This is a genomic window from Pseudomonas sp. ABFPK (genome assembly GCF_001586765.1).
Classification (GTDB): Bacteria; Pseudomonadota; Gammaproteobacteria; order Pseudomonadales; family Pseudomonadaceae; genus Aquipseudomonas; species Aquipseudomonas asiatica.
The window spans coordinates 122,709-146,652 of record NZ_LQXW01000056.1; the positions used below are offsets into that span (position 1 = coordinate 122,709).

A 23,944-nucleotide genomic window follows, 5' to 3' on the forward strand; every position below is an offset into this window, starting at 1 on the left:
AACCACCGGGTAGCGGCAAACCGGCTATGCTCGCAGGATGATGCCATTCGCCCTGCTCCACGACCTGCCCCGGCAGCTACGCCGCCCCAACGTGCGCGACCTGGCCTGGGCCCTGCTGTCGCCTCCGTTGCTCAGCGCCCCGCCCTGCCCCCAGCGCCACCCGCTGGCGGGCAGCCTGTGGGCGGACCAGCCACAGCGCCTGGCAGACTGGCTGCGGGCGCTGGATGACGATGACCGCCCATTGCGCGACTGGCTGGCGCAGCTGGGTAGCCGGCGCCTGGGGCACTACTACGAACGGCTGTGGCAATTCGCCCTGGGCCAGGCCCCGGGCATCGAACTGCTGGCGGCCAACCTGGCGATTCGCGAAGGCGGGCGCACCCTGGGCGAGCTGGATGTGGTGCTGCGCGACCGCGATGGTGTGCACCACCTGGAACTGGCCATCAAGCTGTACCTGGGTCCGGAACACCCCGGGCACGACCCCGACGCCTGGCTAGGGCCAGGCTGCCATGACCGACTGGGAAGCAAACTGGCGCACCTGGCACGGCACCAGTTGCCCATGTCGGCGGGGGCACACAGCCGCGAGGTGCTGGCCCGGCTGGGGGTGGAGCAGGTGCAGGCGCATGTGTGGCTGGGTGGCTATCTGTTCTACCCGTGGCCCGGGCATGCGCAGCCACCACAGGGCGCCAACCCGCAGCACTTGCGCGGGCGCTGGTTGCGGCGGCGGGACTGGGTCATGGGCGAAGGTGAGCAATGGCAGCCGCTGCAACGGCATGCCTGGCTGGCGCCGGCGCGGGTCGAGGCGCATGAGTGCTGGGCGGTGGAGCAGTTTGCGGCGTGGCTGCATGTGCTGGAACGGCAGGCTCCGGCGCAGTTGCTGGTGAGGTTGGAGCAAGAGGCTGACGGGGCGTGGCAGGAGGCCGAGCGGGTGTTTCTGGTGGCTGACAGTTGGCCATTTACACCCGAGGCATGATGCAGGCTGTTCCGGCCTCTTCGCGGGCTTGCCCGCTCCCACAGGTACTGCACAGGTCTCTGGCTCAGCGCTGTGCCTGTGGGAGCGGGTTCACCCGCGAAAGGGCCGGTGCAGACAACACAATTTTCACAGACCTGGCGCAAAGATTTGTTACCCCGTAGCCACTACAGTACTTCCTGAGCGCCGGCAAGAGCGCTATTCCGACCTGATGACGAGGACCGATCATGGTTTCATCCACCCCCACGACCCATTACGCGCGCCTGTCCATCGCCCTGCACTGGCTGATGCTGGTGCTGCTGGCCGCTGTCTACGCCCTAATCGAACTGCGTGGCCTGTTCCCCAAGGACAGCGTCGAACGCAACCTGATGAAGGACCTGCACTTCATGCTCGGGCTCAGCGTGTTCGTGCTGGTCTGGTTGCGCCTGGCCATCCGCCTGAGCCGCCCGACTCCACCCATCGTGCCCAAGCCTGCGGCCTGGCAGACCGGCCTCGCGCACCTGATGCACCTGGCGTTGTACCTGCTGATGATCATCCTGCCGCTGGCCGGCTGGCTGATCCTCAGTGCCGCCGACAAACCAGTGCCGTTCTTCGGCCTGGAGCTGCCGCACCTGATCGGCCCGAATCCCGACCAGGCCAAGTTCATCAAAGGCTGGCATGAACGCATCGGCAGCTGGGGCTACTGGCTGATCGGCCTGCACGCGCTGGCCGGGCTCTATCACCACTATGTGCAGCGCGACAACACGCTGCTGCGCATGCTGCCCTACAAGTAACCGCGCCGGCCCTGCAGGCCGCCGGTGTGCACCACGATCAGGCGGGTGCCGGGCGCGAACAGCCCGGCCTCGACCTGCTCACGCAGGGCCAGCAGAGCCTTGCCGGTGTAGAGGGCTTCGAGCGGCACGCCTGTATGCCGCTCGCAATCAGCGATGAACGCCAACTGATCAGCGTCGAATTTGCCGAAACCGCCACGGCAGGCGTCGTGCAGTTGGTAGCCATGCGCGCCGGCCAGTGCTGCTACCGCCTCCGGCACACCATGGTCCCTGGGTACCGCCAATGCACCATGCACCACATGTGCGCCCGCCTCGGCCATTACCAGACCGGCCAAGGTAGTCCCCGTTCCGGTAGCCAGCCACCAGGCGTCGTAACCCGACCAGCCCAGTGCCGCGATCTGCGCCCGTGCCTGCTGCATGATCAGCGCGCAACCCTGTGCACCGGCAAGCCCGCCTCCCCCTTCGGGGATGCAGTGCCAACCCGGGTAGCGTGCCTGCCAAGGGTCCCAGAAACCCGCTTGGTTTCGTGCGCGGTAGCCGCCATAGCCCAGCCAGTGCAGTTCCATGCCCAGCGTCTGCAGGTCACGCACGGTTGGCGTGTCCTGGGCGTGACCACGCAGCAGGCCGGCGGTGGCAAAGCCGAAGCGCTTGCCGGCAGCGGCCAGGGCGTGCAGGTGGTTGGAATGGTTGCCGCCGAGGCTGATCAGGCCCGGGGCGTTGCTGGCGCTGGCCTGTTGCAGGTGATGGCGTAGCTTGAACCATTTGTTGCCGCTGATCAGCGGGTCGATCAGGTCCAGGCGCAGGATGGCGGCTTCTACCTGGGCTTGTTGCAGCCAGGGCAGGATCAGGGGCTGCAGGGGGGCTTGGGGCAGGTCAAAGTGCATCGTGCGAGTTTACCAGTGAAAGCCTGGGGCTGCTTTGCGTCCCTGTGGGAGCGGGTTCACCCGCGAACACCGGCGCAGCCGGTGCCATACACCGCGCAGCCTTATTCGCGGGTGAACCCGCTCCCACAGGGCCGCAAAGCGGCCCCGGCGATCTCAGAGCTCAGCCGCCAATCTCGAACCTTGATTGATCGCCCGCTTGGCATCCAGCTCGGCCGCCACATCGGCCCCACCAATCAGGTGCACCGACTGCCCCGCCGCCACCAGCCCGTCCTGCAGTTCGCGCAGCGGTTCCTGCCCGGCACAGATCACCACGTTGTCTACCGCCAGCACCTGCGGCTCGCCATCGGCCACGCGAATGTGCAGGCCGGCATCGTCGATGCCCAGGTACTCGACGCTGTTGAGCATCTGCACCCGCTTGTTCTTCAACCCGGTGCGGTGAATCCAGCCGGTGGTCTTGCCCAGGCCGTCACCCACCTTGGATTTCTTGCGCTGCAACAGGTACACCTGCCGCGCCGGGACATGCGGCTCGGCCTTGATCCCGGCCACGCCACCACGTGCCTGCAGATGGGTATCGATGCCCCACTCCTTCCAGAACGCCTCACGGTCCTGACTAGTGGCCACGCCCTGGTGCACCAGGTATTCGGAAACGTCGAAACCGATGCCACCCGCGCCAATCACCGCGACAGCCTTGCCCACCGGCTTGCGCTCGAGCAGCACGTCGAGGTAGCTGAGCACCTTGGCATGCTCGACACCGGGGATGGCCGGCGTGCGCGGGGCGATGCCGGTGGCCAGGATGATCTCGTCGTAGCCACCGTCCACCAGGGCCTGCACATTGACCCGGGTGTTCAGGCGCAAGTCCACACCCGTGCTTTTGACCTTGTTGCGGAAGTAACGCAGGGTTTCATGGAACTCTTCCTTTCCCGGTACCCGCTTGGCCACATTGAACTGCCCGCCGATCTCGCTGGCGGCATCGAACAGGGTCACCGCGTGGCCGCGCTCTGCCGCCACCGTGGCTGCCGCCAGGCCGGCCGGGCCTGCGCCGACCACGGCAATGCGCTTCACGGTGCGCACGGGCAGGTAGTTGAGCTCGGTCTCGTGGCAGGCACGCGGGTTGACCAGGCAACTGGTCAGCTTGCCGCCGAAAGTATGGTCCAGGCAGGCCTGGTTGCAGCCGATGCAGGTGTTGATCTCGTCGCCGCGACCAGCAGCGGCCTTGTTGACGAAGTCCGGGTCGGCCAGGAACGGACGTGCCATCGAGACCATGTCGGCATCGCCTTCGGCCAGCACCGCCTCGGCCACCTCCGGAGTATTGATGCGGTTGGTGGTGATCAGCGGAATGTTCACCACGCCGCGCAACTTGGCGGTGACCTTGCTGAATGCCGCGCGCGGCACCTTGGTGGCAATGGTCGGTATACGCGCTTCGTGCCAGCCGATGCCGGTATTGATCAACGTCGCGCCGGCCTGCTCGATGGCCTTGGCCAGCAGCTCGATTTCATCCCAGGTGCTGCCGCCCTCGATGAGATCGAGCATCGACAGGCGGAAGATGATGATGAAGTTCGGCCCGACCGCGCCGCGCACCCGGTTGACGATCTCCACCGCCAGGCGCATGCGGTTTTCATAGCTGCCACCCCAGCGGTCGGTGCGGTGGTTGGTGTGGGCGGCGAGGAACTGGTTGATGAAGTAGCCTTCCGAACCCATGATCTCGACGCCGTCGTAACCGGCGCGCTGGGCCAGCACCGCGCAATTGACGAAGTCGGCGATCTGCTTCTCGATACCCGCCTCGTCCAGTTCCTTGGGCTTGAACGGGTTGATTGGCGCCTGGATTGCGCTGGGCGCCACCTGGCGCGGGCTGTAGGCGTAGCGCCCGGCATGCAGGATCTGCAGGCAGATCTTGCCGCCGGCAGCGTGTACCGCCTCGGTGACGATGCGGTGCTTGTCGGCTTCTTCCTCGGTGCTGAGCTTGGCCGCCCCGGAATACACCCCACCCTCATCGTTGGGCGCGATGCCGCCGGTGACCATCAGGCCGACGCCACCGCGGGCGCGCTCGGCAAAGTACGCCGCCATGCGCTCGAAGCCGCCCGGGCGCTCTTCGAGGCCGGTATGCATCGAGCCCATCAGGGTGCGGTTGCGCAAGGTAGTGAAGCCCAGGTCCAGCGGTGCGAGCAGGTGCGGGTAGCGGTCGGCGGCCATGGAAAGGTCCCCAGGTGGCGTATTCACGGAATGCGGGTGCCTCACCGGCTGGCGGACCCCGTCGTTTGTCTGCCTGCGACATTAAACAGACGTTTGAACGGGCTCAATGATCGAAACTGACAAGTTATTGATCCTCGCGCACAGCGCGACTACCCTAGGAAACTCTTGTTTCCAAGGCGCTGTCCTGCTTCATGCGAAAACTCCTGGCAAGCGCCCTGGCGCTGGTGATGATCGCCGCCCTCTGCGGCTACGGTTTCTGGACCCAGCAGCGCCCGGAAGGCCATTACCTGTCCGACCTGCGCATCGAACTGGCGCTGAACCATGGCGTGCCGGGCGAGCACGGCAACCTGCTTGGCGTCGAACCGCTGCTGTTCCCGGGCGACTACCAGAACCTGCAACGCCTGCACCGCAAGCTCGCGGCCTACCTGGAGCAAGCCCGCACCCAAGGGCTGGTCGGCCCGCGCACGGTGGTGGTGCTACCCGAGCACATCGGCACCTGGCTGTGGGCGCGTGGCGAAAAGAACGAGCTTTATCAAGTCACGCAAAGCCGCGAAGCCCTGCAATGGCTGGAACTGAGCAACCCGCTGCGCTATGGCCTGGCCATGCTCCGTGCCGACGGGGACGACTGGCGCGCCGACGCGCACCTGCGCATGAAAGCCGAGCAGATGGCTGCGGACTACCAGCAACTGTTCGGTGGCCTGGCCAAGGAATTCAATGTCACACTGGTGGCCGGCTCCATCGTGCTGCCCGCCCCCTACGTGAAACAGGGCGTGCTGCATGCCGGCAGCGGCCCGCTGTTCAACAGCAGCGTGGTGTTCGCCGGCGACGGCTCGCTGCTGGGCCAACCGCAACGCCAGCAGTTCCCCGACAGCGAAATGCGCCGCTATGTACACGATGGCCGCCAGCACCCGCTGCAGGTATTGCAAACCCCTGCCGGGCGCCTGGGCGTGCTGGTGGGCAGCGACAGCTGGTACCCGGAAAACCACCAACAACTGGCCCAACAGGCAGTACAACTGATCGCCAACCCGGTGTTCCTCAGCGGCAAGGGCAGCTGGCAAGCGCCCTGGCGCGGCAATCGCCATCAGGATGCCAGCGCCGGGCTGCCCTTGCGGCGCGGCGAAGTCAGCGAACAGGCTGCATGGCAGCGACTGACCCAATCGGCCGGAACCAGCGTCAGCAGCATGAGCGTGTTCATGCGCGGGCAGTTCTGGGAACAGGGCAGCGACGGCCAGGGCTTTGCCCGCCAGGCGGGTGAATTGCTGGCAGGCACCCCCAGCCCTGGAGCCCGCCTGTTGAACCTGTGGTTGTAAGCCCATGGCCCGCCCCCGCGTGCGCCTGGGTGACCTGTCGGTTGGTTTTGTCCAACCGCTGACCGAGGCCCTGCGTGAACTGGGCCACGACCCCGAGCCGCTGCTGCGCCGCTATGGCCTGGACGCGGCACGCCTGGGCGAAGCCGGTGCGCGCTTGTCGATCCCGCGCTACATGCACCTGGGGCACGCTGCCATCGAGCTGTGCGGCGAGGCCGCGCTGGGCCTGCACATGGGGCGCCTGAGCCGCCTGGCGCATGCCGGCCTGGCCGGGGTCACCGCTGCCCAGGCACCGAACCTGGGCGAGGCGGCACGTACCCTGTTGCGCTTCGAACCGCTGTACGCCGCCAACTACCGCGGCCACTCCAGTTTTCAGGAAGATGCCCAGGGCGCCTGGCTGCGCTTCTACTCCATCAGCCCCTACAACGCCTACAACCGCTTTGTCGTCGATTCCCTGCTCGCGGGCTGGTTGGCCCAGTTGAGCGACCTTGCCGGCAGACCGGTGCAGGCCGAACGCCTGGAAATCGAATTTGCCGCCCCCGCCTACGCCGAGCGTTACCAGCCGTTGTGCGGCACACCTGTGCAATTTGCCGCCGAACGCAATCAATTGCGCCTGAGCCGCGCCACGCTGCAGTTGGCCAACCCCCGACATTGCCCAAGCACCTGGCAGCACCTGTTGCAATTGTGCGAGGCGGAGATGCTGCAACGCACGCGTGTACGCAGCCTGGGTGAGCGCATCACGCACTTGCTGGGCCCGTTGCTCAATGGTGGCCGCGAACCAGACCTTGAAGAAGTGGCGCTGCACCTGCAACTGCCGACCTGGACCTTGCGCCGCAAACTGGCCGAGGAAGGCACGCGCTTTCGCGACCTGCTCAGCGAAACACGGCGCGACCTGGCCGAGACCTATATCCGCGATACGGAGTTGGCCTTCGGCGAGATTGCATATCTGCTGGGGTTTGCGTCGGCCGAGGCCTTCCAGCGCGCGTTCAAGCGCTGGACGGGCCTTACACCGGGAGAGTTTCGCCGCAGCCAGCGGCGGGCGGGCTAGAGCTCTGTAGCGTCGTCAGCCGGTTCCGGGGTGTCCAGTTCATAAGCCTGGAATTCGAGAAGTTCTTCTTGGTATTCGTCCATAGCCCTAAGCCCTCTTCACTCATTTTTCCTGGTAACTGTCGCCTCACCCTAGTCAGGAAGGATGAAGGAATCATGACAAGCTTATGATCCGGTGCCCAGCAATCGTTAGCCCCGTGCTACTTGATATTAGCCGTTTGTAGGTCATGCAGGCTTTAGACGGCAGGCCCAAGCCGAACTACGCGTGCGCAGTGCTGGCTGTGCTCCCCCGTGCAGTGCGCGAGCATGCCGTAGCCATTTCTGTCGCCGCAGGTGTGCCCCATGACAAGCTCAGCCTGGCACTAAGTGCTCTGGCGACTGCGCACTCAGCGCCCTTTTCAACACTTCGTAGAGTTTGCCGTCACCCGATTGAGCAACGTTGAAGCGCAGGAAATCCCCCGCCGTCATGGATTGGCTGAACGCATTACCGGGCGCCAGCACTACACCTTCATTCAGGCAGGCCCTGGCCAGCGTTGCTGCATCCTTGCCTTGAGGGAGCTGGCACCAGAGGTACATGCCTGCCTGGGGAATCATCCACGGCTTGATACCAATGGCCTGAAGCCTCGGCACCGTTCTGTCCATTGCCTCGCCTAACCGGTGGCGGACACCTTCCATGTGTTTTCGGTACCCGCTATCCGTAATCGCTTGATAGACGATGTCCGCGGCCAAGCGTCCAGCGCCGAAGGTGGTCGCGATCTTCAGGTCGACCAGGCTCTCGATCCATTCACCACGGGCGGCGATGTAGCCGCATCGGATTGAAGCAGAGATGGTCTTGGAAAAGCTGCCTATCTGAATCACACGCGAGAGGCCGTCGAAGGCAGACAGCCGTGGCGCGGGCGTATTCTCGAAATCCGCGAAGATGTCGTCCTCCACGATCACCAGGCTAGAGGTGTCGGCCAGCTTCAGCAGCCTGTGCGCGGTGACCGGGGACAGGCTGGCCCCGGTTGGGTTGTGGATGCCGGAATTGGTGATGTACAACCTGGGTGCGTGCCTGAGCAGGGCTGCGCCGAACGCCTCGATGTCCGGGCCCGTGTGCGTGTAAGGTACCCCGACAATCTTCACCCTGTGGGCTTTGAGCAGTGCGTGAAAATTGAAATAGCAGGGGTCGTCGACCAGGACCGTGTCCCCCGGTTCCAGCAGAAAACGGCAAATCAGGTCGATGGCGTGGGTGCCCGACTCGGTGAGCATGATCTGTTCCAGCGGGGCTTCGATGCCGATGCCAGCCAGCCGTCGCGACAGGAACTGCCTGAGCGGCGGATGCCCGAGCGGCGACGCGTACTCGGCCAGTTTTACCGTGTCGGAACGGGCAGCGACTCGCAGCGCTTTACGCATGCCGGCTTCGTACATCCAGGAGGCAGGAAGCCACCCGCACCCTGGTTTCAGCGCATCGCTGGAGGTTTCAAGAGACTGCCGCGAGATCCACAGCGGGTCGACCTCACGATCGAGCCTGGGGCCGAGTTCGGTCAGTGCCAAGGGCGCCACGGGCCCTGCCACGTAGTAGCCAGAGCCAGGGCGGGCGCTGAGCACCCCCTCTGCCATCAACCGTTCATAGGCCTCAAGTACGGTAGAAACCGATACCTGCATGGCCTGCGCCATTGCCCGGACCGAAGGGATCCGCGTACCGGGTGTGTAGGTCCGGGAGGCTATCCTCGCCTGCACCTCACCCATGACGGTCCGAATCAGCGTTCCACTGCGTTTCATCGCACCCTCAACTGTGCTGGATTAATGTGCATAACAGTTCGGTCAAACTGTATTGGATTGTACATGGCCTTGGTGAACGCGTCAGTGATGTACTGAACCCAGACTTATCGAGGACTGGGCGATGGAAAAATCAACAAGCGGATGGATCAACGGCTTCATAGGCGTCGCCATCTTCGCCGGCTCGCTGCCGGCCACCCGTGTGGCAGTGACGGCCTTCGAACCGACGTTCCTGACCTGTGCCAGGGCAACGATTGCCGCTCTGTTGGGGGCGCTTTTCTTGCTTGTGCTGCGCCAGCCTCGCCCTGAACGTGGTGACCTGTGGTCATTGGCGGTAACAGCGTTGGGCGTGGTAATCGGTTTCCCGCTGCTGACGGCACTGGCCCTGCAGCATGTAACCTCTGCGCATTCCATTGTCTTTGTCGGGCTGCTGCCGCTGTGTACCGCAGGGTTTGCCGTGCTGCGGGGCGGTGAGCGACCTCGGCCACTGTTCTGGTTGTTCTCGTTGACGGGTGCCGGAATCGTCGTTGGTTATGCGCTTATGAATGGTGGGGAGGCATCGGCGCTGGGCGATTTGCTGATGATGGCGGCGGTCATCGTCTGTGGGTTGGGTTATGCCGAAGGGGCGCGGCTGTCGCGGACGTTGGGGGGTTGGCAGGTGATCAGTTGGGCGTTGCTGGTGGCGTTGCCGCTGATGCTACTACTGACAATCACTAATCTTCCGACACCAGATGCCTTCGCCAGAGTAAGCGCCCCTGCGTGGTTCAGCCTCGGCTACGTTTCACTGTTCAGCATGCTGATCGGTTTTGTGTTCTGGTACCGAGGGCTGGTCCAGGGTGGCATTGCAGCAGTAGGCCAGTTGCAACTCTTTCAGCCGTTCATGGGGCTTGGGCTGGCAGCGTTGCTGCTGCACGAACAGGTCAGCTGGATGATGCTTGTGGTGACGCTGGGGGCTGTCATCTGTGTTGCCGGGGCCAAGAAGTACGCCTTGTAGATGTCGATTCAGAAAAAAGCGAATTGGGAAGGCTTCGCCAAGCCGCAGCGCGCCTTGGGGACCTCCGTAAGCTGTTCGGACCGGGGCAGTTGCACAGCACAGGGCCAAGTTCATGGGCACGGAGGATTTTGCCCCATGGCGGTACTGCGCAGATGTTGAGAACTGCGCAGTACCTGTGGGAGCGGGTTTACCCCTACAGGCAAGCCATCAGAGGGCGGGGGACGCGGGCTCAGCGGCCTCGGCAGGCTGTGCTTGCTGTTGTACTTCAATAGGCGCAGCCTCAGCCGGCGGTGCCACTGGCTGCGAGCCCTGGCTGTTATCCAGCACCGGCGCTGCTACCGCCTCGCTGGCCGGGGCTACAGGGGCCGGGGCTGGCGCCGCATCAACCAAAGGCGCCGCCACCGGGGCCGGAGCCATCGGCGCTGCGGCGGCCTGCTCCGGCAGCCCCAAGGCAGCCGCTGGCGCGTCGACCTTCGGCGCGGGCTCCTCGACCTTGGCCTTGCTCTCCTGTTTAGGCTTGGGCTTTGGCAGGTAGCTTTCAACCAGGGCGAAATAGCGATCATAGAACTGCGCCGCTGTCACAGTCTCGCTGGCCACCTTGACCATCGAGTCGTCGCTGGAGCCGATCGGCATCGAAACCGACCCCAGTACACCAACGCCCAGGCTGGCGGAAGTGTTGGACTTTTTCAGGGCGTAGCGGTCCTGCAGGGCGTTGGCGAACATGGTCGAACGCTGCTCGTCGCTCACATCCGGCGCACAGGTGACGTTGAAACTGATCTGCAGGTGGTTCTCGCTGTTCTGCTGGAAGCTCTTGTTGCCCACCACCTGGTTGGCGCCGCTGCTGGTGATGATGTAGCCCTGGCTGAGCAAGGCGCGTCGGGCGGCCTCGCAGGAGCCGGCATCGCTCACCGGGAAGCTGCGCGAGAAGGTGCCCGAGTCATCGAAGTTCTCGTGCTCGTAGACGGCGGCTTTTTTCGAGGAACAACCGGTCACGCCCGCCAGCACCAGGGCCAGCCCGAGCGCACCAAAGACGGAAGATCTGGTCATTGCGAATTCCGGGTAAGTCAAGAAGATGCCTATTGTGCAACACAGCAGGCAGGCACAGGAACCGCTGATCGGTGAAGAGTCTGTCAGGTTCTTGTAAATCTGGATCAAGGGCGGCAATTGCCAGACGCAAAAACGAAAAAAGCGACCCTAAGGTCGCTTCTCGTGGCTTCGAGACGTTCAAGGGGCCTCGAGGCGAAGATGGCGCAGCGGACGGGACTCGAACCCGCGACCCCCGGCGTGACAGGCCGGTATTCTAACCGACTGAACTACCGCTGCGTATCATTCAGGCTTGCGCCCGATTGAAACCTGGGTCTACCCTTCCGGCGCGATGGCCTCAGGACAGGCACAAAAAAAGCGATAACGTGATCGCTTCTCTTGTGTTTGCTTCAAGGTGTTCAAGGGACCTTGAAACGAAGATGGCGCAGCGGACGGGACTCGAACCCGCGACCCCCGGCGTGACAGGCCGGTATTCTAACCGACTGAACTACCGCTGCGTATCGTTCAGGCTTTCGCCCGATTGAAACTGGGATCAGCCCAAGGCGTTTACCTTGTGGCTTCAGACCGGTGCCAGGCACCCATCTGATACTGAAAAATGGCGCAGCGGACGGGACTCGAACCCGCGACCCCCGGCGTGACAGGCCGGTATTCTAACCGACTGAACTACCGCTGCGCAGTGCGTTCCTCTCTGGCTATCGGTTTCTTGCGAAACCTGAAGCACCAGGAACATCTCAGGAAGTGGTGGGTGATGACGGGATCGAACCGCCGACCCTCTGCTTGTAAGGCAGATGCTCTCCCGGCTGAGCTAATCACCCTCGCGATGTTGCTTGTTGCGTTTGCTTCGCTGAGGCCGCGAAATTTACGCAGGTGGCGAAGCTAAGTCAATAGCCCCATTGAATTTTTTTCAGAAAGGAGCAAAAAGCGGTTCGGTTGCCTGTGGCGGCCTCTTCGCGGGTAAACCCGCTCCCACAGGTACCGCACAGGTCTTGAGAACTGCGCTGCATCTGTGGGAGCGGGCGTGCCCGCGAAGAGGCCGGTACAGGATATGCACAAGGCTCAGGTGTAGATCATCTTGCGGGTCATGCCGCCATCGACCACGAACTCCTGGCCGGTGACGAACGCCGCTTGCCGAGACAACAGCCAGGCAACCATGGCCGCCACGTCTTCCACCGTCCCTACCCTGCCCGTCGGGTGCTGGGCATGGTCCGCCTCGGTCAACGGCTCGGCACGGCGCTGCGACGGATCACGGGCATCGATCCAGCCCGGGCTCACCGCATTGACGCGAATCTCCGGGCCCAGGCTCATGGCCAAGGCATGGGTCAAGGCCACCAGGCCGCCCTTGCTCGCTGCGTAGGCCTCGGTATCGGGCTCGGACTGCCGCGCCCGGGTGGAGGTGAGATTGACGATCGCCCCATTGTGCGCACGCAGGTACGGCGCACAATGCTTGGCCAGCAGCATCGGGCCGTTGAGGTTGACCGCCAGCACCCGGTTCCACTGCGCCAGGCTCAGGCTTTCCAGGGTCTGGTTGTGCGGGTTGGCGATGGCCGCATTGCACACCAGCGCGTCCAGGCGACCAAACTGCCCCAGCACCTCCGACACCCCGGCGCTGACCTGGGCCTCGTCGGCAACGTCCATGGTGATGAACCAGGCATTGTCACCCAGCGCCTTGGCCGCCTTTGCGCCGCGCTGGCGGTCGAGGTCGCTGAGCACCACCTGCCAGCCTTCGCAGATCAACCAGGCGGCAATACCCAGGCCGATGCCGCGTGCGGCACCGGTCACCAGGGCTACCCGGCCGTTATGGCCGGGCGTGCCGCCGCGAATTTCAATCACAGTGCCGCCAACCCGCGCGCCAGGTCGGCCTGCAGGTCGGCCACATCTTCCAGGCCCACGGCAACCCGGATCAGGCTGTCGCGGATACCCGCGGCTTCACGCTCCTGCGGCGTCAGGCGACCGTGGGAGGTGGTGGCCGGGTGGGCGATGGTGGTCTTGCTGTCACCCAGGTTGGTGGTGATGGAAATCACCCGGGTAGCGTCGATGAAGCGCCAGGCGCCTTCTTTGCCACCCTTGACCTCGAAGCTGACCACCGCACCGAAGCCACTCATCTGGCGCTTGGCCAGTTCGTGCTGCGGGTGGCTCGGCAGGCCGGCGTAATGCACCTTCTCCACGCCCTCCTGCTGCTCCAGCCATTCGGCCAGCAGCTGGGCGCTTTCGCAGTGCGCACGCATGCGCAGGCGCAGGGTTTCCAGGCCCTTGGTGAAGATCCAGGCGTTGAACGGGCTGAGGGTGGGGCCTGCGGTACGCAGGAAGCCCACCACTTCTTTCATCTGCTCGGCACGGCCGGCAACCACGCCACCCATGCAGCGGCCCTGGCCGTCGATGAACTTGGTGGCCGAGTGGAACACGATGTCGGCACCCAGCTTCAGCGGCTGCTGCAGCGCCGGGGTGCTGAAGCAGTTGTCCACCACCAGCATGGCGCCGTGGGCATGGGCGATTTCGCTGAGCGCGGTGATATCGACCAGCTCTGCCAGCGGGTTGGACGGCGATTCGACGATCAGCAGCTTGGTATTGGCCTTGATGGCCTTTTCCCAGCCGGCGAGGTCGACCAGTGGCACGTAGTCCACCTGCACGCCAAAGCGCTTGAAGTACTTCTCGAACAGGCTGATGGTCGAGCCGAACACACTCTGCGACACCAGCACATGGTCACCGGCACTGCAAAGCGACATCACCACGGCGAGGATCGCCGCCATGCCGGTGGAGGTGCCCACAGCCTGCTCGGCGCCTTCCATCGCCGCCAGGCGCTCCTCGAAGGCACGCACCGACGGGTTGGTGTAGCGCGAATAGACGTTGCCCGGCGTTTCACCGGCAAAGCGCGCGGCGGCATCGGCAGCCGTGCGGAACACATAGCTGGAGGTCAGGAACAGCGCTTCGCTGTGCTCGGCCTCCGGTGTACGGTTTTGACCGGCGCGCACCGCCAGGGTGTCGAAACCGACACCCTCGAGGTCACTGTCCAGTCGTCCGGCATCCCATTGATCCGTCATGCCGTCGCTCCCGAAATCAGTTGTTGTAGAGGTCGATGATCGCACTGACCGCCTGGTTCTTGGCCTTGGCCAGGTCGTTACGAGCCTGCTCGATGCGGTCGAGGTAGGCTTCGTCGATATCGCCAGTGACATACTCACCGTTGAACACCGCACAATCGAACTGATCGATCTTGATCTTGCCGCCACCGACCGAGTCGATCAGGTCCGGCAGGTCCTGGTAGACCAGCCAGTCGGCGCCAATCAACTCGGCCACCTGTTCGGTGGTACGGTTGTGGGCGATCAGTTCGTGAACACTCGGCATGTCGATGCCGTAGACGTTGGGGTAGCGCACGGCAGGAGCTGCGGAGCAGAAGTAGACGTTCTTGGCGCCGGCTTCGCGGGCCATCTGGATGATCTGCTTGCAGGTGGTGCCGCGCACGATCGAGTCGTCCACCAGCATCACGTTCTTGCCGCGGAACTCCAGTTCGATGGCATTGAGCTTCTGGCGTACCGATTTCTTGCGCGCGGCCTGGCCTGGCATGATGAAGGTACGGCCGATGTAGCGGTTCTTGACGAAACCTTCGCGGAACTTCACGCCCAGACGGTTGGCCAGCTCCAGGGCCGCGGTGCGGCTGGTGTCCGGGATCGGGATGACCACGTCGATGTCATGCTCGGGACGTTCGCGCATGATCTTGTCGGCCAGTTTTTCACCCATGCGCAGACGGGCCTTGTACACCGACACGCCATCCATGATCGAGTCAGGGCGGGCCAGGTAGACATGCTCGAAGATGCACGGTTGCAGCTTCGGTGCTTCGGCGCACTGCTTGGTGTACAGCTGGCCTTCTTCGGTGATGTATACCGCTTCGCCCGGCGCCAGGTCGCGGATCAGGGTGAAGCCGAGGACGTCCAGGGCCACGCTTTCCGAAGCGATCATGTATTCCACGCCTTCGTCGGTGTGACGCTGGCCGAACACCACCGGGCGGATGCCGTTGGGGTCGCGGAAGCCGACGATGCCGTAGCCGGTGATCATCGCCACCACGGCGTAACCGCCAACGCAGCGGCTGTGCACGTGGGAAACCGCGGCGAACACGTCTTCTTCGGTCGGCTGCAGCTTGCCACGCACCGCCAGCTCATGGGCGAACACGTTCAGCAGTACTTCCGAGTCGGAGTTGGTGTTGACGTGGCGCAGGTCGGACTCGTAGATCTCCTTGGCCAGCTGCTCGACGTTGGTCAGGTTGCCGTTGTGCGCCAGGGTGATGCCATACGGCGAGTTGACGTAGAACGGCTGCGCCTCGGCCGAGGTCGAGCTGCCCGCCGTCGGGTAGCGCACGTGGCCGATACCGATGCTGCCGACCAGGCGCTGCATGTGGCGCTGCTGGAACACGTCGCGCACCAGGCCATTATCCTTGCGCAGGAACAACCGGCCGTCATGGCTGGTCACGATACCGGCAGCGTCCTGGCCGCGGTGCTGGAGGACCGTAAGCGCGTCATACAGCGCCTGATTGACGTTCGACTTACCGACGATACCGACGATGCCACACATGCGACGCAACCCCTACTTTGACGAAACTTGAGTGAATAGTGCTCAGGGCTTTGCCGGCCCGAGCAACTGTTCCTTGAACGGAAGATCAGCTGGAGTGCCGATCAGCCCACTAGGTGTCCACTGGCCGGTAAAACCCAGGATCAGGTTTTTCGACCAGTCGGCGACCAAGAGAAATTGTGGTATCAGGCGTGATTCCTGCCACCAGGTGTCTTGTTGAACCGGCCCCAGGCTGATCAGCCCGATGGCCACCACCACCAGCAAGGCCCCGCGCGCGGCGCCAAAGGCCATGCCCAGGAAACGATCGGTGCCGGACAGCCCGGTCACGCGAATCAGCTCGCCGATGAGGAAGTTGATCATGGCCCCCACCAGCAAGGTGGCGACGAAAAGAATGGCGCAGCCGGCGATGACGCGCATCGACGGCGTCTGGATGTAGCTTTCAAGATACACCGAGAGCGAACCGCCGAACATCCAGGCAACCGCACCGGCAATGATCCAGATGAGCAAGGACAAGGCTTCCTTGACGAAGCCGCGCTTGAGACTGATCAGTGTGGAGACGGCGATGATCGCGATGATCGCCCAATCAACCAAGGTAAATGCCACGGTGCTGCCTGCAGACGTTTGAGGCGGCGCATTTTAACAGAGCGGCGGGCTGGGAGTAAGCGGAATGTCGGGTGGATTAGCATGCGCACTTCTGTAGGAGCGGCCTTGTGTCGCGATCGGGCCGCACAGCGGCCCCAAGGGTCTCGGACACAGCCAAAATCGCTAGGGCCGCCATGCGGCCAGATCGCGACACAAGGCCGCTCCTACAAGGGCCCGAGTCAGCCAGACTCAGCTGCGCTCAGGCTGGAAACGCACCACGAAGCCCTTGAGGCTGTTCTGGCGGTTGATGGCGTCGCGCACGCGCTCGGCCTCGGCCCGCTCGATCAGCGGCCCCACGTACACCCGGTTCATGCCACCCGCCGAGCGGATATAGGCGTTGTAACCCTGGCTACGCAAGGTTTGCTGCAGCTTTTCGGCCCCGGCACGGTTGGACAGGCTGGCCAACTGGATCGACCAGCTGACCGGCAGGCCATTGACGTCGATCTTCGATGGCGCCGTCGGCACGGCCGGCTTGGCTGCCGGCTGAGGCTCGACCTTGGCCACAGGCGCCTGCGGCTTGGCAGGCTGAGGCTGGGGCTGCACCTGCACTTGAGGCTGGGTCTGCGGTGACGGTGTAATCGGCTGGCTGGGCGTGCTCGCCGGCGCGGTGGACTCGTCCACCACCACCGGTGGCTGTTGCGGCTCTTGCGCAATGGCCTGCGGCTCCGGCACTGCGACCGGCTCCACCTTCACTTCCGGCAGGCTTGGCATGGCCGGCGCCTGCGGGGCATCGACGCGCACCTGACGCATCTCGTCCTCGCGGGTGAACAGCATCGGCAGGAAAATCACCGCCAGCGCCACCAGCACCAACGCACCCACCATGCGCTGTTTCATCCCTTTATCCAGCACTGCCATCTACTCCACCCTCCTGGGCGTGCCGCTCCAGCCATTCCAGTGCCTGGGCAACACAGAAAAACGAACCGAACAGCAAGATCTGGTCATCCGCCGTTGCCTGCGCGCATTGCCCTTCAAGGGCAGCATCGACGCTGGCATAAGACTTCACCGCGGCGCCGACGTTCGTCAAGGCCATGGCCAGCTCCGCAGCCGGGCGGCTGCGCGGGGTATCCAGTGGCGCCACTGCCCAGTCGTCGACCAGCCCCTGCAGCGGCGCGACAACACCGTCCAGGTCCTTGTCGGCGAGCAGGCCGAACACCGCCAGGCGGCGCCCCTTCAGCGGCCGGGCCGCCAGGCGCCGGGCCAGGTACTCCGCGGCGTGCGGGTTGTGCCCGACATCCAGCAACAGTTCCACCGGCTTGCCCTGCCAGCTCAGCTGGCGACGGTCGAGGCGACCCGTGATGCGGGTATCCAGCAGCGCCTGGCGAATCTGCCCGGCGTCCCAGGGCAGCCCCATCAGCAGGTAGGCCTGCAGGGCCAGCGTGGCGTTTTCCATGGGCAGGTCGAGCAAAGGCAGGCCAAGCAGCTCTACCGGCGCTCCATCAGCCGCAGTACCCCGCCAGCTCCAGCTGCCATCGGCAATGGCCAGGTCGAAGTCACGACCACGCAGGAACAGCGGCGCAGCCAGTTCGGCGGCCTTGTCCAGCAGCGGCTGAGGCGGATCCAGGTCACCGCACAGTGCCGGCTTGCCCTGACGGAAGATGCCTGCCTTCTCGAAGGCCACCAGCTCGCGGGTATCACCCAGGTAATCGACATGATCGACGCCGATGCTGGTCACCAGGGCCAGGTCGGCATCCACCACGTTCACGGTGTCCAGGCGGCCACCAAGCCCCACTTCCAGTACCACGGCATCCAGCTGCGACTGGTAGAACAACCAGAACGCGGCCAGAGTGCCCATCTCGAAGTAGGTCAGGGAAATTTCGCCCCGCGCCGCCTCGACGGCGGCGAAGGCTTCGCACAGGCGCTCATCGCTGGCCTCTTGGCCATCGATCAGCACCCGCTCGTTGTAACGCAACAGGTGCGGCGAGCTGTACACGCCAACCTTCAACCCCTGGGCACGCAGCAGCGAGGCCACGAAGGCACAGGTCGAGCCCTTGCCGTTGGTGCCGGTTACCGTCACCACACGTGGCGCCAGCTTGCCCAGCGCCAGCCGGGCAAGCACCTTCTGCGACCGCTCCAGACCCATGTCGATGGCCGAGGGGTGCAACTGCTCGAGGTAGGCGAGCCATTCGCCCAGGGATCGTTGTTTCATCACGCGACGGCAGCCGCCTCACGCGCTTGCTCCGGGGTTTCCTGGCCGGTCATCTGCGCCAGCAGGCGGGCCAGACGCGGGCGCAGCTCGCCACGGGAGATGATCAGGTCGATGGCGCCGTGCTCCAGCAGGAACTCGCTGCGCTGGAAGCCTTCCGGCAGCTTCTCGCGCACGGTCTGTTCGATCACGCGCGGGCCGGCGAAGCCGATCAGTGCCTTCGGCTCGCCGACGATCACGTCACCGAGCATGGCCAGGCTGGCGGAAACACCACCGTATACAGGGTCGGTCAGTACCGAGATGAACGGGATGCCTTCTTCGCGCAGGCGCGCCAGCACGGCCGAGGTCTTGGCCATCTGCATCAGCGAGATCAGCGCTTCCTGCATGCGTGCACCGCCCGAAGCGGAGAAGCAGACCATCGGGCAGCGGTGCTCCAGGGCATAGTTGGCCGCGCGCACGAAGCGCTCGCCGACGATGGCACCCATGGAGCCGCCCATGAACGAGAACTCGAAGGCGCTGACCACGATCGGCATGCCCATCAGGGTGCCGCTCATGGAGATCAGGGCGTCCTTCTCGCCGGTCTGCTTCTGCGCGCCGGTCAGGCGGTCCTTGTACTTCTTGCCATCACGGAACTTCAGGCGGTCGACCGGCTCCAGGTCGGCGCCCAGTTCGGCACGGCCATCGGCGTCGAGGAAGATGTCGATGCGCGCACGTGCGCCGATGCGCATGTGGTGGTTGCACTTGGGGCAGACATCCAGGGTCTTTTCCAGCTCCGGACGATACAGCACGGCCTCGCAGGCCGGGCACTTGTGCCACAGGCCTTCAGGCACCGAGCTCTTCTTCACCTCGGAACGCATGATCGAAGGGATCAGTTTGTCGACTAACCAGTTGCTCATGCTTTCTTTCTCCAGTATTGGCAGGCGTGGGCCGGTGTCGCCGGCCCTGCCCTGCCCTTGAGCTCAAAATCTTTTATGAAACGATGATGGACCGGCCGCCGGGACTTCCAGCGCGCCACCCCACCGCTAATGTGTTGTCTTGCCGCCACAGGCGCAGGCGGCTGCCCCGCAGGGCTGCGAAAGCTATGGACGATGGCGCGCAGCCAGCCGTCACATCTGCCATCACGCCTGTTTCACCGCACGCATGAAGGCCTCGATCTTCGCCGCGTCCTTGATGCCCTTGGCTTGCTCCACGCCGCCACTGACATCCACCGCGTATGGCCGCACCTGGGCGATGGCCTGGCCGACATTGTCGGCAGACAGCCCGCCCGCCAGGATGATCGGTTTGCTCAGGCGCGCAGGCACCAGCGACCAGTCGAACGCTTCACCGGTGCCTCCGGGTACGCCCGGCACGTAGGTGTCCAGCAGAATGCCGCGGGCACCAGCGTAGAACCGGCAGGCCGCCTCCAGGTCGTCGCCCGGGCGTACGCGCAGGGCCTTGATCCAGGGGCGGTGGTAGCCTTCGCAGTCCTGTGGGGTTTCGTCGCCGTGGAACTGTAGCAGGTCCAGCGGAACCGCTTCGAGGATCTCGTTCAGCTCGCAGCGCGAAGCATTGACGAACAAACCGACCGTGGTCACGAACGGCGGCAGCTCGGCAATGATCGCCCGCGCCTGGCGCACGTCCACGGCGCGCGGGCTCTTGGCATAGAAGACGAAGCCGATGGCATCGGCCCCTGCTTCGGCAGCGGCCAGTGCGTCTTCGATGCGGGTAATCCCGCAGATCTTGCTGCGAACATTGCTCATGGACAGCGAACCCTGCTTGTTACGGTGAAAGGCCGGATGTTAGCAAATGACTTTTCGCCCGTCAGTCTGCCAATGCTTCGTAACCGGTCAAAAAGTGTGGACCGATGTAACGCTTGGGCAGCGCGTACTCCTCGGGGTACTCCACCTGCACCAGGTAGAGGCCGTATGGGTGCGCCGTGACCCCACCTTCGCGGCGGTTGCGCCCTTCCAGCACCTCACGCGCCCAGGTGACCGGGCGCTCTCCGGCACCGATGGTCATCAGTACACCGGCAATGTTACGCACCATGTGGTGCAGGAAAGCCGTGGCGCGAACGTCCAGCACGATCATCTGGCCATGGCGGGTGACGCGCAGATGGTAGATGTGCTTGATCGGCGACTTGGCCTGGCACTGGCTGGCGCGGAAGGCACTGAAGTCATGGGTACCAAGCAGGTACTGCGCGGCTTCGGCCATGCGTTCGACATCCAGCGGGCGGTGGTTCCAGGTGACTTCCTCGGCCAGGTGGGCCGGGCGGATCGGGTCGTTGTAGATGACGTAGCGGTAACGCCGGGCGCAGGCCTTGAAGCGGGCATGGAAGTCGGCCGGCATCGGCCGCGACCAGACCACGCTGATGTCATGGGGCAGGTTGAAGTTGGTGCCCATGGTCCAGGCGCGCTCATCGCGCACGGCGCGGGTGTCGAAGTGCACGATCTGCCCGCAGCCATGCACACCGGCGTCGGTGCGCCCGGCGCAGATTACCGAGATGGGCTCGTTGGCCACCTTGGACAGGGCCTGCTCCAGGGCCTGCTGGACACTGGGCACGCCACTGGCCTGGCGCTGCCAGCCACGATAGCGCGCGCCTTTGTATTCCACGCCCAGGGCGATGCGGAAGTAGCCTTCGGCCGCAGACTCGGCGGCGGCGGTGTCGATGATGTCCAAGAGCATGAAACCTGTGGGGGGTGTACGGAATGGCGGGGATTATAACGACAACGGCAGCCGTGTAGGGCTGCCGTTGAATATGCACCGCATTTGAGGGCCTCTTCGCGGGCTCGCCCGCTCCCACAGGTTACTCACAAGGTCGAAAATGTGTGGAGATCCTGTGGGAGCGGGCAAGCCCGCGAAGAGGCCGGCCCTGCTTACATCAGACCAACCGGGAGAGCATGTCCTCGGCCTCCTGACGCTGGCTGTCGTCGCCATCCTTGACCACTTCATCGAGGATGTCGCGAGCGCCCTGGTTGTCGCCCATGTCGATATAGGCGCGGGCCAGGTCAAGCTTGGTGGCCACTTCGTCGCTACCGGAGAAGAAGTCGAAGTCCAGGTCGTCCAGTGGTTCGGGCTCTGGCTGGGCGGCCGCATCCTCGCTGGTGAAGTGCGGCTCCAGCGACGGCGACTCGAGGCTCTGCGACAGCTTGTCCAGTTCGGCGTTGACGTTGTCCAGCTCCGAGGCAAAGCTCTTGGCTGCCGGCGAATCGTCTTCCAGCGACAGTGAAAGATCGAAGTCGGATGGCAGATCGAACTCGGAAAGCGGGTCGAACGCTGGCTCGCTGTCGAAGGCAGCCAGCTCGGCAGCGACATCCACCGGGGTTTCGTCGACCGCAGCCGGGGCGGCCGGGGCAACCGGCTCGCTGATGTCGAGGTCGAAGTCGGACAGGTCCACAGCGGGCTGTGGCTCGGCCTGTGCCAGCATGGCCTCGAATTCGGCGTCAGCGTCGGCCTGTAGCTCGGCGTCCACCGCAAACGGCTCGTCTTCGGGCTGAGCCGATTCCAGCACGGGTTCATCCAGTACCGGCTCTTCGACTACAGGTTGCTGGGCCACAGATTCGTCCAGCAGCGGCGCTGCCAGCGGGTCTTGCTCGGGCAGGTCGTCACCCAGGCTCAGGTCGAAGGCACTGTCCAGGTCCTGCTCGTCCAGGCCCGGCGCATCGAGGGTCGGCACTTCATCGAAGGCATCCAGCTCAGCATCCAGATCAACTTCGGGTTCGAGCGTTGCTTCAGGTTCCGCCAGGGCAACGGCCTCTGGTTCAATCGCCACCTCTGGCTCGACCGCCGGCACTTCCTCCGGCGCCACATCGGCAACGACTTGCGTATCAGGCTGATCCTGCAACAGCTCCTGCACGTACTGCTCATCCATCTCGGCAGCCAGGGCCGCCGCGCCCAGGCCGACAGCGGCCAGGCCGAGCATGGCCGGGTAGCGCTCTTTCAGCCCGGCAACCGCTGCACTGTTCTGCTCACTGGCCGGCAACTTGCGCTCCTGCTCGACGAACGCGCTCTGGTCACCCTGGCGGGCGTACACATCCATCAGTTTCAGGCGCAGGTCGTCACGCTGCGGCGCGGCGGCCACGGCAGGTTCCAACAGGTCGGTAGCGCGGTTCAGGCGGCCTTCGGCCACGCATTGCTCGACTTCCGCCAGCAGCGCGGCATGGGGGTCGGCTTGCGGTTCAGGTTGCGCTTCGAAGGCGGGCGCCGCCGTTTTTTCCGCGGCGGTGGCGGCGGCAGCCGAAGCGGCGACCACGGCCGGCGACAGGGTCACGCTCGGCGCCGAGACTTCTACGCCATCGAAGCTTGCGCTATCGCTGTCAAAGCCTGCGCCCTGCTCTTCTTCCAGCGCCCGCGCCATGCGCAGGTGTTTTTCAGCCTCCTGCTGGGCCTTGCGCTTGCGCGCCAGCAACAGCAGCAGAAGCAACAGTACGAGGAAGGCACTACCGGCAATCAGCCCGAGCAGCAGCGGGTTGCCCATGATTTCGTCGACGACGCTACCTGGCTGGCCGGCGGCAGGTGCAGCTTCGGCGGCAGACACCGGTTTGGGTGAGGTATCGACGGCGTCAGGCGCAGGCTTAACGACCGGTTCGGCCGGTGCAGCCGCCCCCTGCGCTTCAAGGCGGGCCAGCTGGTTGTTCTTCAACTCGATCAGACGCTGCAGCTTGTCCAGCTGGCTCTGCAGGTCGGCCATGCGGCTCTTGAGCTCTTCGTTGTCGCGACGACTGGTGTCCAGGCTTTCCTGGGCCACCGCCAGCTTGTCATTGAGGGCCTTGGCCTGGCCAGCACCGGCCTGGTTGCCCGGGCTGACCAGGCGCAGGTTGTCGCCCTGGGCGATACGCGCCGGAGCTGCCTCGGCGGCACCGCGGCGAGTGGCGTCCAGCTGGCGGGCACGCGGGCCCAGGCGACGGCCTTCACGCCAGGCAGCATACTGCTCGGCCACCTCGGCGGTCGCCTCGCCCTGCGGGATGTTCTGGATCTGCTGCTGGTCGGGCAGGCGCAACACCTGGCCAACCTTCAGCTGGTTGATGTTGTTGCCGATGAACGCGTCCGGGTTCAGGGCCTGAATCGCGATCATGGTCTGCTGGATCGAGCCGCCCTGGGTATTGCGCGCGGCAATCTGCCACAGGGTGTCCCGGCGCTGGGTGGTATAGCTGCCGGCAGCGGTCACCGCTGGCGCGACATTGCCTGCCGCAGGCTTGTCGCCCTGGGCCTTGGCCTGGTCGAGCAACACGCTGTAGTCACGCAGCAGGCGGCCCTGCGGCCACATCACCTGGACCAGGAACTTTACCACCGGCTCCGGTAGCGGCTGGCTGGAGGTAACACGCAGCACGCTCTTGCCGTTGGGGTTGATCACCGGTGTGAAGGTTAGGTCTTCGAGGTAGGTTGGGAATGCCACCCCGGCCTTGCTGAAATCTTCCGGCGGCGCCAGGCTCGGTGCCACTTCGGCAGCGGTGAGGTCGCGCACGTCGAGCAGTTCGATCTCGGCGTCCAGGGGCTGGTTCTGTGCCGATTTGAGGGTCAGTTCCCCCAGACCCAGGGCATTCGCCATGCCCGACGACAGCGCCGATGCTGCAGCCATGGCCAGAACCAGTTTGCGAATTCGAAGCATGACCTCTTCCCTTGTATAAAGCGTCCTGAAACCTGCATGCGGAGCAGGACAATAGTG

The 23,944-nt window shown here is 64.5% G+C and carries 19 protein-coding genes and 4 tRNA genes; 5 read left to right on the plus strand and 18 right to left on the minus strand.

Annotation, left to right across the window (positions count from 1 at the left end; translation table 11 throughout):
• Nucleotides 1-37 precede the first annotated feature (37 nt).
• On the plus strand, nt 38-970 hold the full coding sequence (locus tag WM94_RS24600) for a DUF1853 family protein (protein ID WP_061552332.1): 933 nt from the start codon (nt 38-40) through the stop codon (nt 968-970).
• A 224-nt stretch (nt 971-1,194) separates the two neighbouring features.
• Entirely contained in the window at nt 1,195-1,740 is a 546-nt protein-coding gene (cybB, locus tag WM94_RS24605) for a cytochrome b561 (protein ID WP_013971622.1), read from the plus strand.
• On the opposite strand, the gene WM94_RS24610 is transcribed toward cybB, so the two are convergent.
• Nucleotides 1,731-2,621 carry a 1-aminocyclopropane-1-carboxylate deaminase/D-cysteine desulfhydrase gene (locus tag WM94_RS24610; RefSeq protein ID WP_061552333.1) on the minus strand — a complete coding sequence of 297 codons (891 nt, stop codon included), beginning with the start codon at nt 2,619-2,621 and terminating at the stop codon, nt 1,731-1,733. The genes cybB and WM94_RS24610 overlap by 10 nt on opposite strands.
• A gap of 153 nt (nt 2,622-2,774) precedes the next feature.
• Nucleotides 2,775-4,811 carry an NADPH-dependent 2,4-dienoyl-CoA reductase gene (locus tag WM94_RS24615; protein WP_061552334.1) on the minus strand — a complete coding sequence of 679 codons (2,037 nt, stop codon included), beginning with the start codon at nt 4,809-4,811 and terminating at the stop codon, nt 2,775-2,777.
• A 191-nt stretch (nt 4,812-5,002) separates the two neighbouring features.
• Here WM94_RS24615 and WM94_RS24620 point away from each other — a divergent pair, with 191 nt between their 5' ends.
• Entirely contained in the window at nt 5,003-6,121 is a 1,119-nt protein-coding gene (locus tag WM94_RS24620) for a nitrilase-related carbon-nitrogen hydrolase (protein WP_013971619.1), read from the plus strand.
• A gap of 4 nt (nt 6,122-6,125) precedes the next feature.
• Nucleotides 6,126-7,166: an AraC family transcriptional regulator gene (locus WM94_RS24625; protein ID WP_061552335.1), complete on the plus strand. Its 1,041-nt coding sequence runs from the start codon at nt 6,126-6,128 to the stop codon at nt 7,164-7,166.
• A gap of 350 nt (nt 7,167-7,516) precedes the next feature.
• Here WM94_RS24625 and WM94_RS24630 read toward each other — a convergent pair whose 3' ends face one another.
• On the minus strand, nt 7,517-8,926 hold the full coding sequence (locus WM94_RS24630) for a PLP-dependent aminotransferase family protein (RefSeq protein WP_061552336.1): 1,410 nt from the start codon (nt 8,924-8,926) through the stop codon (nt 7,517-7,519).
• 121 nt (nt 8,927-9,047) lie between these two features.
• Here WM94_RS24630 and WM94_RS24635 point away from each other — a divergent pair, with 121 nt between their 5' ends.
• Entirely contained in the window at nt 9,048-9,917 is an 870-nt protein-coding gene (locus tag WM94_RS24635; RefSeq protein ID WP_061552337.1) for a DMT family transporter, read from the plus strand.
• 207 nt (nt 9,918-10,124) lie between these two features.
• Here the strand turns inward: WM94_RS24635 and WM94_RS24640 are convergent, their stop codons facing one another.
• From WM94_RS24640 to WM94_RS24710, 15 genes are all read right to left on the minus strand, one after another.
• On the minus strand, nt 10,125-10,964 hold the full coding sequence (locus tag WM94_RS24640) for a DUF2242 domain-containing protein (RefSeq protein WP_061552338.1): 840 nt from the start codon (nt 10,962-10,964) through the stop codon (nt 10,125-10,127).
• A 199-nt stretch (nt 10,965-11,163) separates the two neighbouring features.
• Nucleotides 11,164-11,240 (minus strand) — tRNA-Asp (locus WM94_RS24645).
• 141 nt (nt 11,241-11,381) lie between these two features.
• Nucleotides 11,382-11,458 (minus strand) — tRNA-Asp (locus WM94_RS24650).
• Nucleotides 11,459-11,557: 99 nt separating this feature from the next.
• Nucleotides 11,558-11,634: transfer RNA gene (locus WM94_RS24655), tRNA-Asp, on the minus strand.
• Between the two features lie 66 nt (nt 11,635-11,700).
• A tRNA-Val gene (locus WM94_RS24660) sits at nt 11,701-11,776 on the minus strand.
• 241 nt (nt 11,777-12,017) lie between these two features.
• Nucleotides 12,018-12,791, minus strand: a complete 774-nt coding sequence (locus tag WM94_RS24665; protein ID WP_013971614.1) for an SDR family oxidoreductase — start codon at nt 12,789-12,791, stop codon at nt 12,018-12,020.
• Nucleotides 12,788-13,999: an O-succinylhomoserine sulfhydrylase gene (locus WM94_RS24670; protein WP_003258500.1), complete on the minus strand. Its 1,212-nt coding sequence runs from the start codon at nt 13,997-13,999 to the stop codon at nt 12,788-12,790. The genes WM94_RS24665 and WM94_RS24670 overlap by 4 nt, the downstream gene beginning before the upstream one ends.
• A 16-nt stretch (nt 14,000-14,015) precedes the next feature.
• Entirely contained in the window at nt 14,016-15,521 is a 1,506-nt protein-coding gene (gene purF, locus WM94_RS24675) for an amidophosphoribosyltransferase (RefSeq protein ID WP_013971613.1), read from the minus strand.
• A 42-nt stretch (nt 15,522-15,563) separates the two neighbouring features.
• Entirely contained in the window at nt 15,564-16,121 is a 558-nt protein-coding gene (locus WM94_RS24680; protein WP_013971612.1) for a CvpA family protein, read from the minus strand.
• A gap of 228 nt (nt 16,122-16,349) precedes the next feature.
• Nucleotides 16,350-17,015, minus strand: a complete 666-nt coding sequence (locus WM94_RS24685; protein ID WP_061552339.1) for an SPOR domain-containing protein — start codon at nt 17,013-17,015, stop codon at nt 16,350-16,352.
• Complete coding sequence (folC, locus tag WM94_RS24690) at nt 16,999-18,306, minus strand: bifunctional tetrahydrofolate synthase/dihydrofolate synthase (protein WP_061552340.1); 1,308 nt, start codon at nt 18,304-18,306, stop codon at nt 16,999-17,001. Before folC ends, WM94_RS24685 begins: the two co-directional genes overlap by 17 nt.
• Complete coding sequence (accD, locus tag WM94_RS24695) at nt 18,306-19,199, minus strand: acetyl-CoA carboxylase, carboxyltransferase subunit beta (protein ID WP_025338243.1); 894 nt, start codon at nt 19,197-19,199, stop codon at nt 18,306-18,308. The genes folC and accD overlap by 1 nt, the downstream gene beginning before the upstream one ends.
• 222 nt (nt 19,200-19,421) lie before the next feature.
• Nucleotides 19,422-20,042, minus strand: coding sequence for a phosphoribosylanthranilate isomerase (locus tag WM94_RS24700; RefSeq protein ID WP_061552341.1), 621 nt, complete (start codon nt 20,040-20,042; stop codon nt 19,422-19,424).
• Between the two features lie 61 nt (nt 20,043-20,103).
• On the minus strand, nt 20,104-20,964 hold the full coding sequence (gene truA / locus WM94_RS24705) for a tRNA pseudouridine(38-40) synthase TruA (protein WP_061552342.1): 861 nt from the start codon (nt 20,962-20,964) through the stop codon (nt 20,104-20,106).
• Between the two features lie 196 nt (nt 20,965-21,160).
• Nucleotides 21,161-23,887 carry a FimV/HubP family polar landmark protein gene (locus WM94_RS24710; RefSeq protein WP_061552343.1) on the minus strand — a complete coding sequence of 909 codons (2,727 nt, stop codon included), beginning with the start codon at nt 23,885-23,887 and terminating at the stop codon, nt 21,161-21,163.
• Between the last annotated feature and the right edge of the window lie 57 nt (nt 23,888-23,944).

Coding starts and splice junctions, on each gene's coding strand:
- WM94_RS24625 (WP_061552335.1), top strand. CDS start 6,126: ATGGCCCGCCCCCGCGTGCGCCTGGGTGACCTGTCGGTTGGTTTTGTC.
- folC (WP_061552340.1), bottom strand. CDS start 18,306: ATGAAACAACGATCCCTGGGCGAATGGCTCGCCTACCTCGAGCAGTTG.
- WM94_RS24615 (WP_061552334.1), bottom strand. CDS start 4,811: ATGGCCGCCGACCGCTACCCGCACCTGCTCGCACCGCTGGACCTGGGC.
- WM94_RS24600 (WP_061552332.1), top strand. CDS start 38: ATGATGCCATTCGCCCTGCTCCACGACCTGCCCCGGCAGCTACGCCGC.
- WM94_RS24710 (WP_061552343.1), bottom strand. CDS start 23,887: ATGCTTCGAATTCGCAAACTGGTTCTGGCCATGGCTGCAGCATCGGCG.
- WM94_RS24685 (WP_061552339.1), bottom strand. CDS start 17,015: ATGGCAGTGCTGGATAAAGGGATGAAACAGCGCATGGTGGGTGCGTTG.
- WM94_RS24610 (WP_061552333.1), bottom strand. CDS start 2,621: ATGCACTTTGACCTGCCCCAAGCCCCCCTGCAGCCCCTGATCCTGCCC.
- WM94_RS24700 (WP_061552341.1), bottom strand. CDS start 20,042: ATGAGCAATGTTCGCAGCAAGATCTGCGGGATTACCCGCATCGAAGAC.
- WM94_RS24670 (WP_003258500.1), bottom strand. CDS start 13,999: ATGACGGATCAATGGGATGCCGGACGACTGGACAGTGACCTCGAGGGT.
- truA (WP_061552342.1), bottom strand. CDS start 20,964: ATGCTCTTGGACATCATCGACACCGCCGCCGCCGAGTCTGCGGCCGAA.
- WM94_RS24620 (WP_013971619.1), top strand. CDS start 5,003: ATGCGAAAACTCCTGGCAAGCGCCCTGGCGCTGGTGATGATCGCCGCC.
- accD (WP_025338243.1), bottom strand. CDS start 19,199: ATGAGCAACTGGTTAGTCGACAAACTGATCCCTTCGATCATGCGTTCC.
- WM94_RS24630 (WP_061552336.1), bottom strand. CDS start 8,926: ATGAAACGCAGTGGAACGCTGATTCGGACCGTCATGGGTGAGGTGCAG.
- WM94_RS24640 (WP_061552338.1), bottom strand. CDS start 10,964: ATGACCAGATCTTCCGTCTTTGGTGCGCTCGGGCTGGCCCTGGTGCTG.
- WM94_RS24635 (WP_061552337.1), top strand. CDS start 9,048: ATGGAAAAATCAACAAGCGGATGGATCAACGGCTTCATAGGCGTCGCC.
- cybB (WP_013971622.1), top strand. CDS start 1,195: ATGGTTTCATCCACCCCCACGACCCATTACGCGCGCCTGTCCATCGCC.
- purF (WP_013971613.1), bottom strand. CDS start 15,521: ATGTGTGGCATCGTCGGTATCGTCGGTAAGTCGAACGTCAATCAGGCG.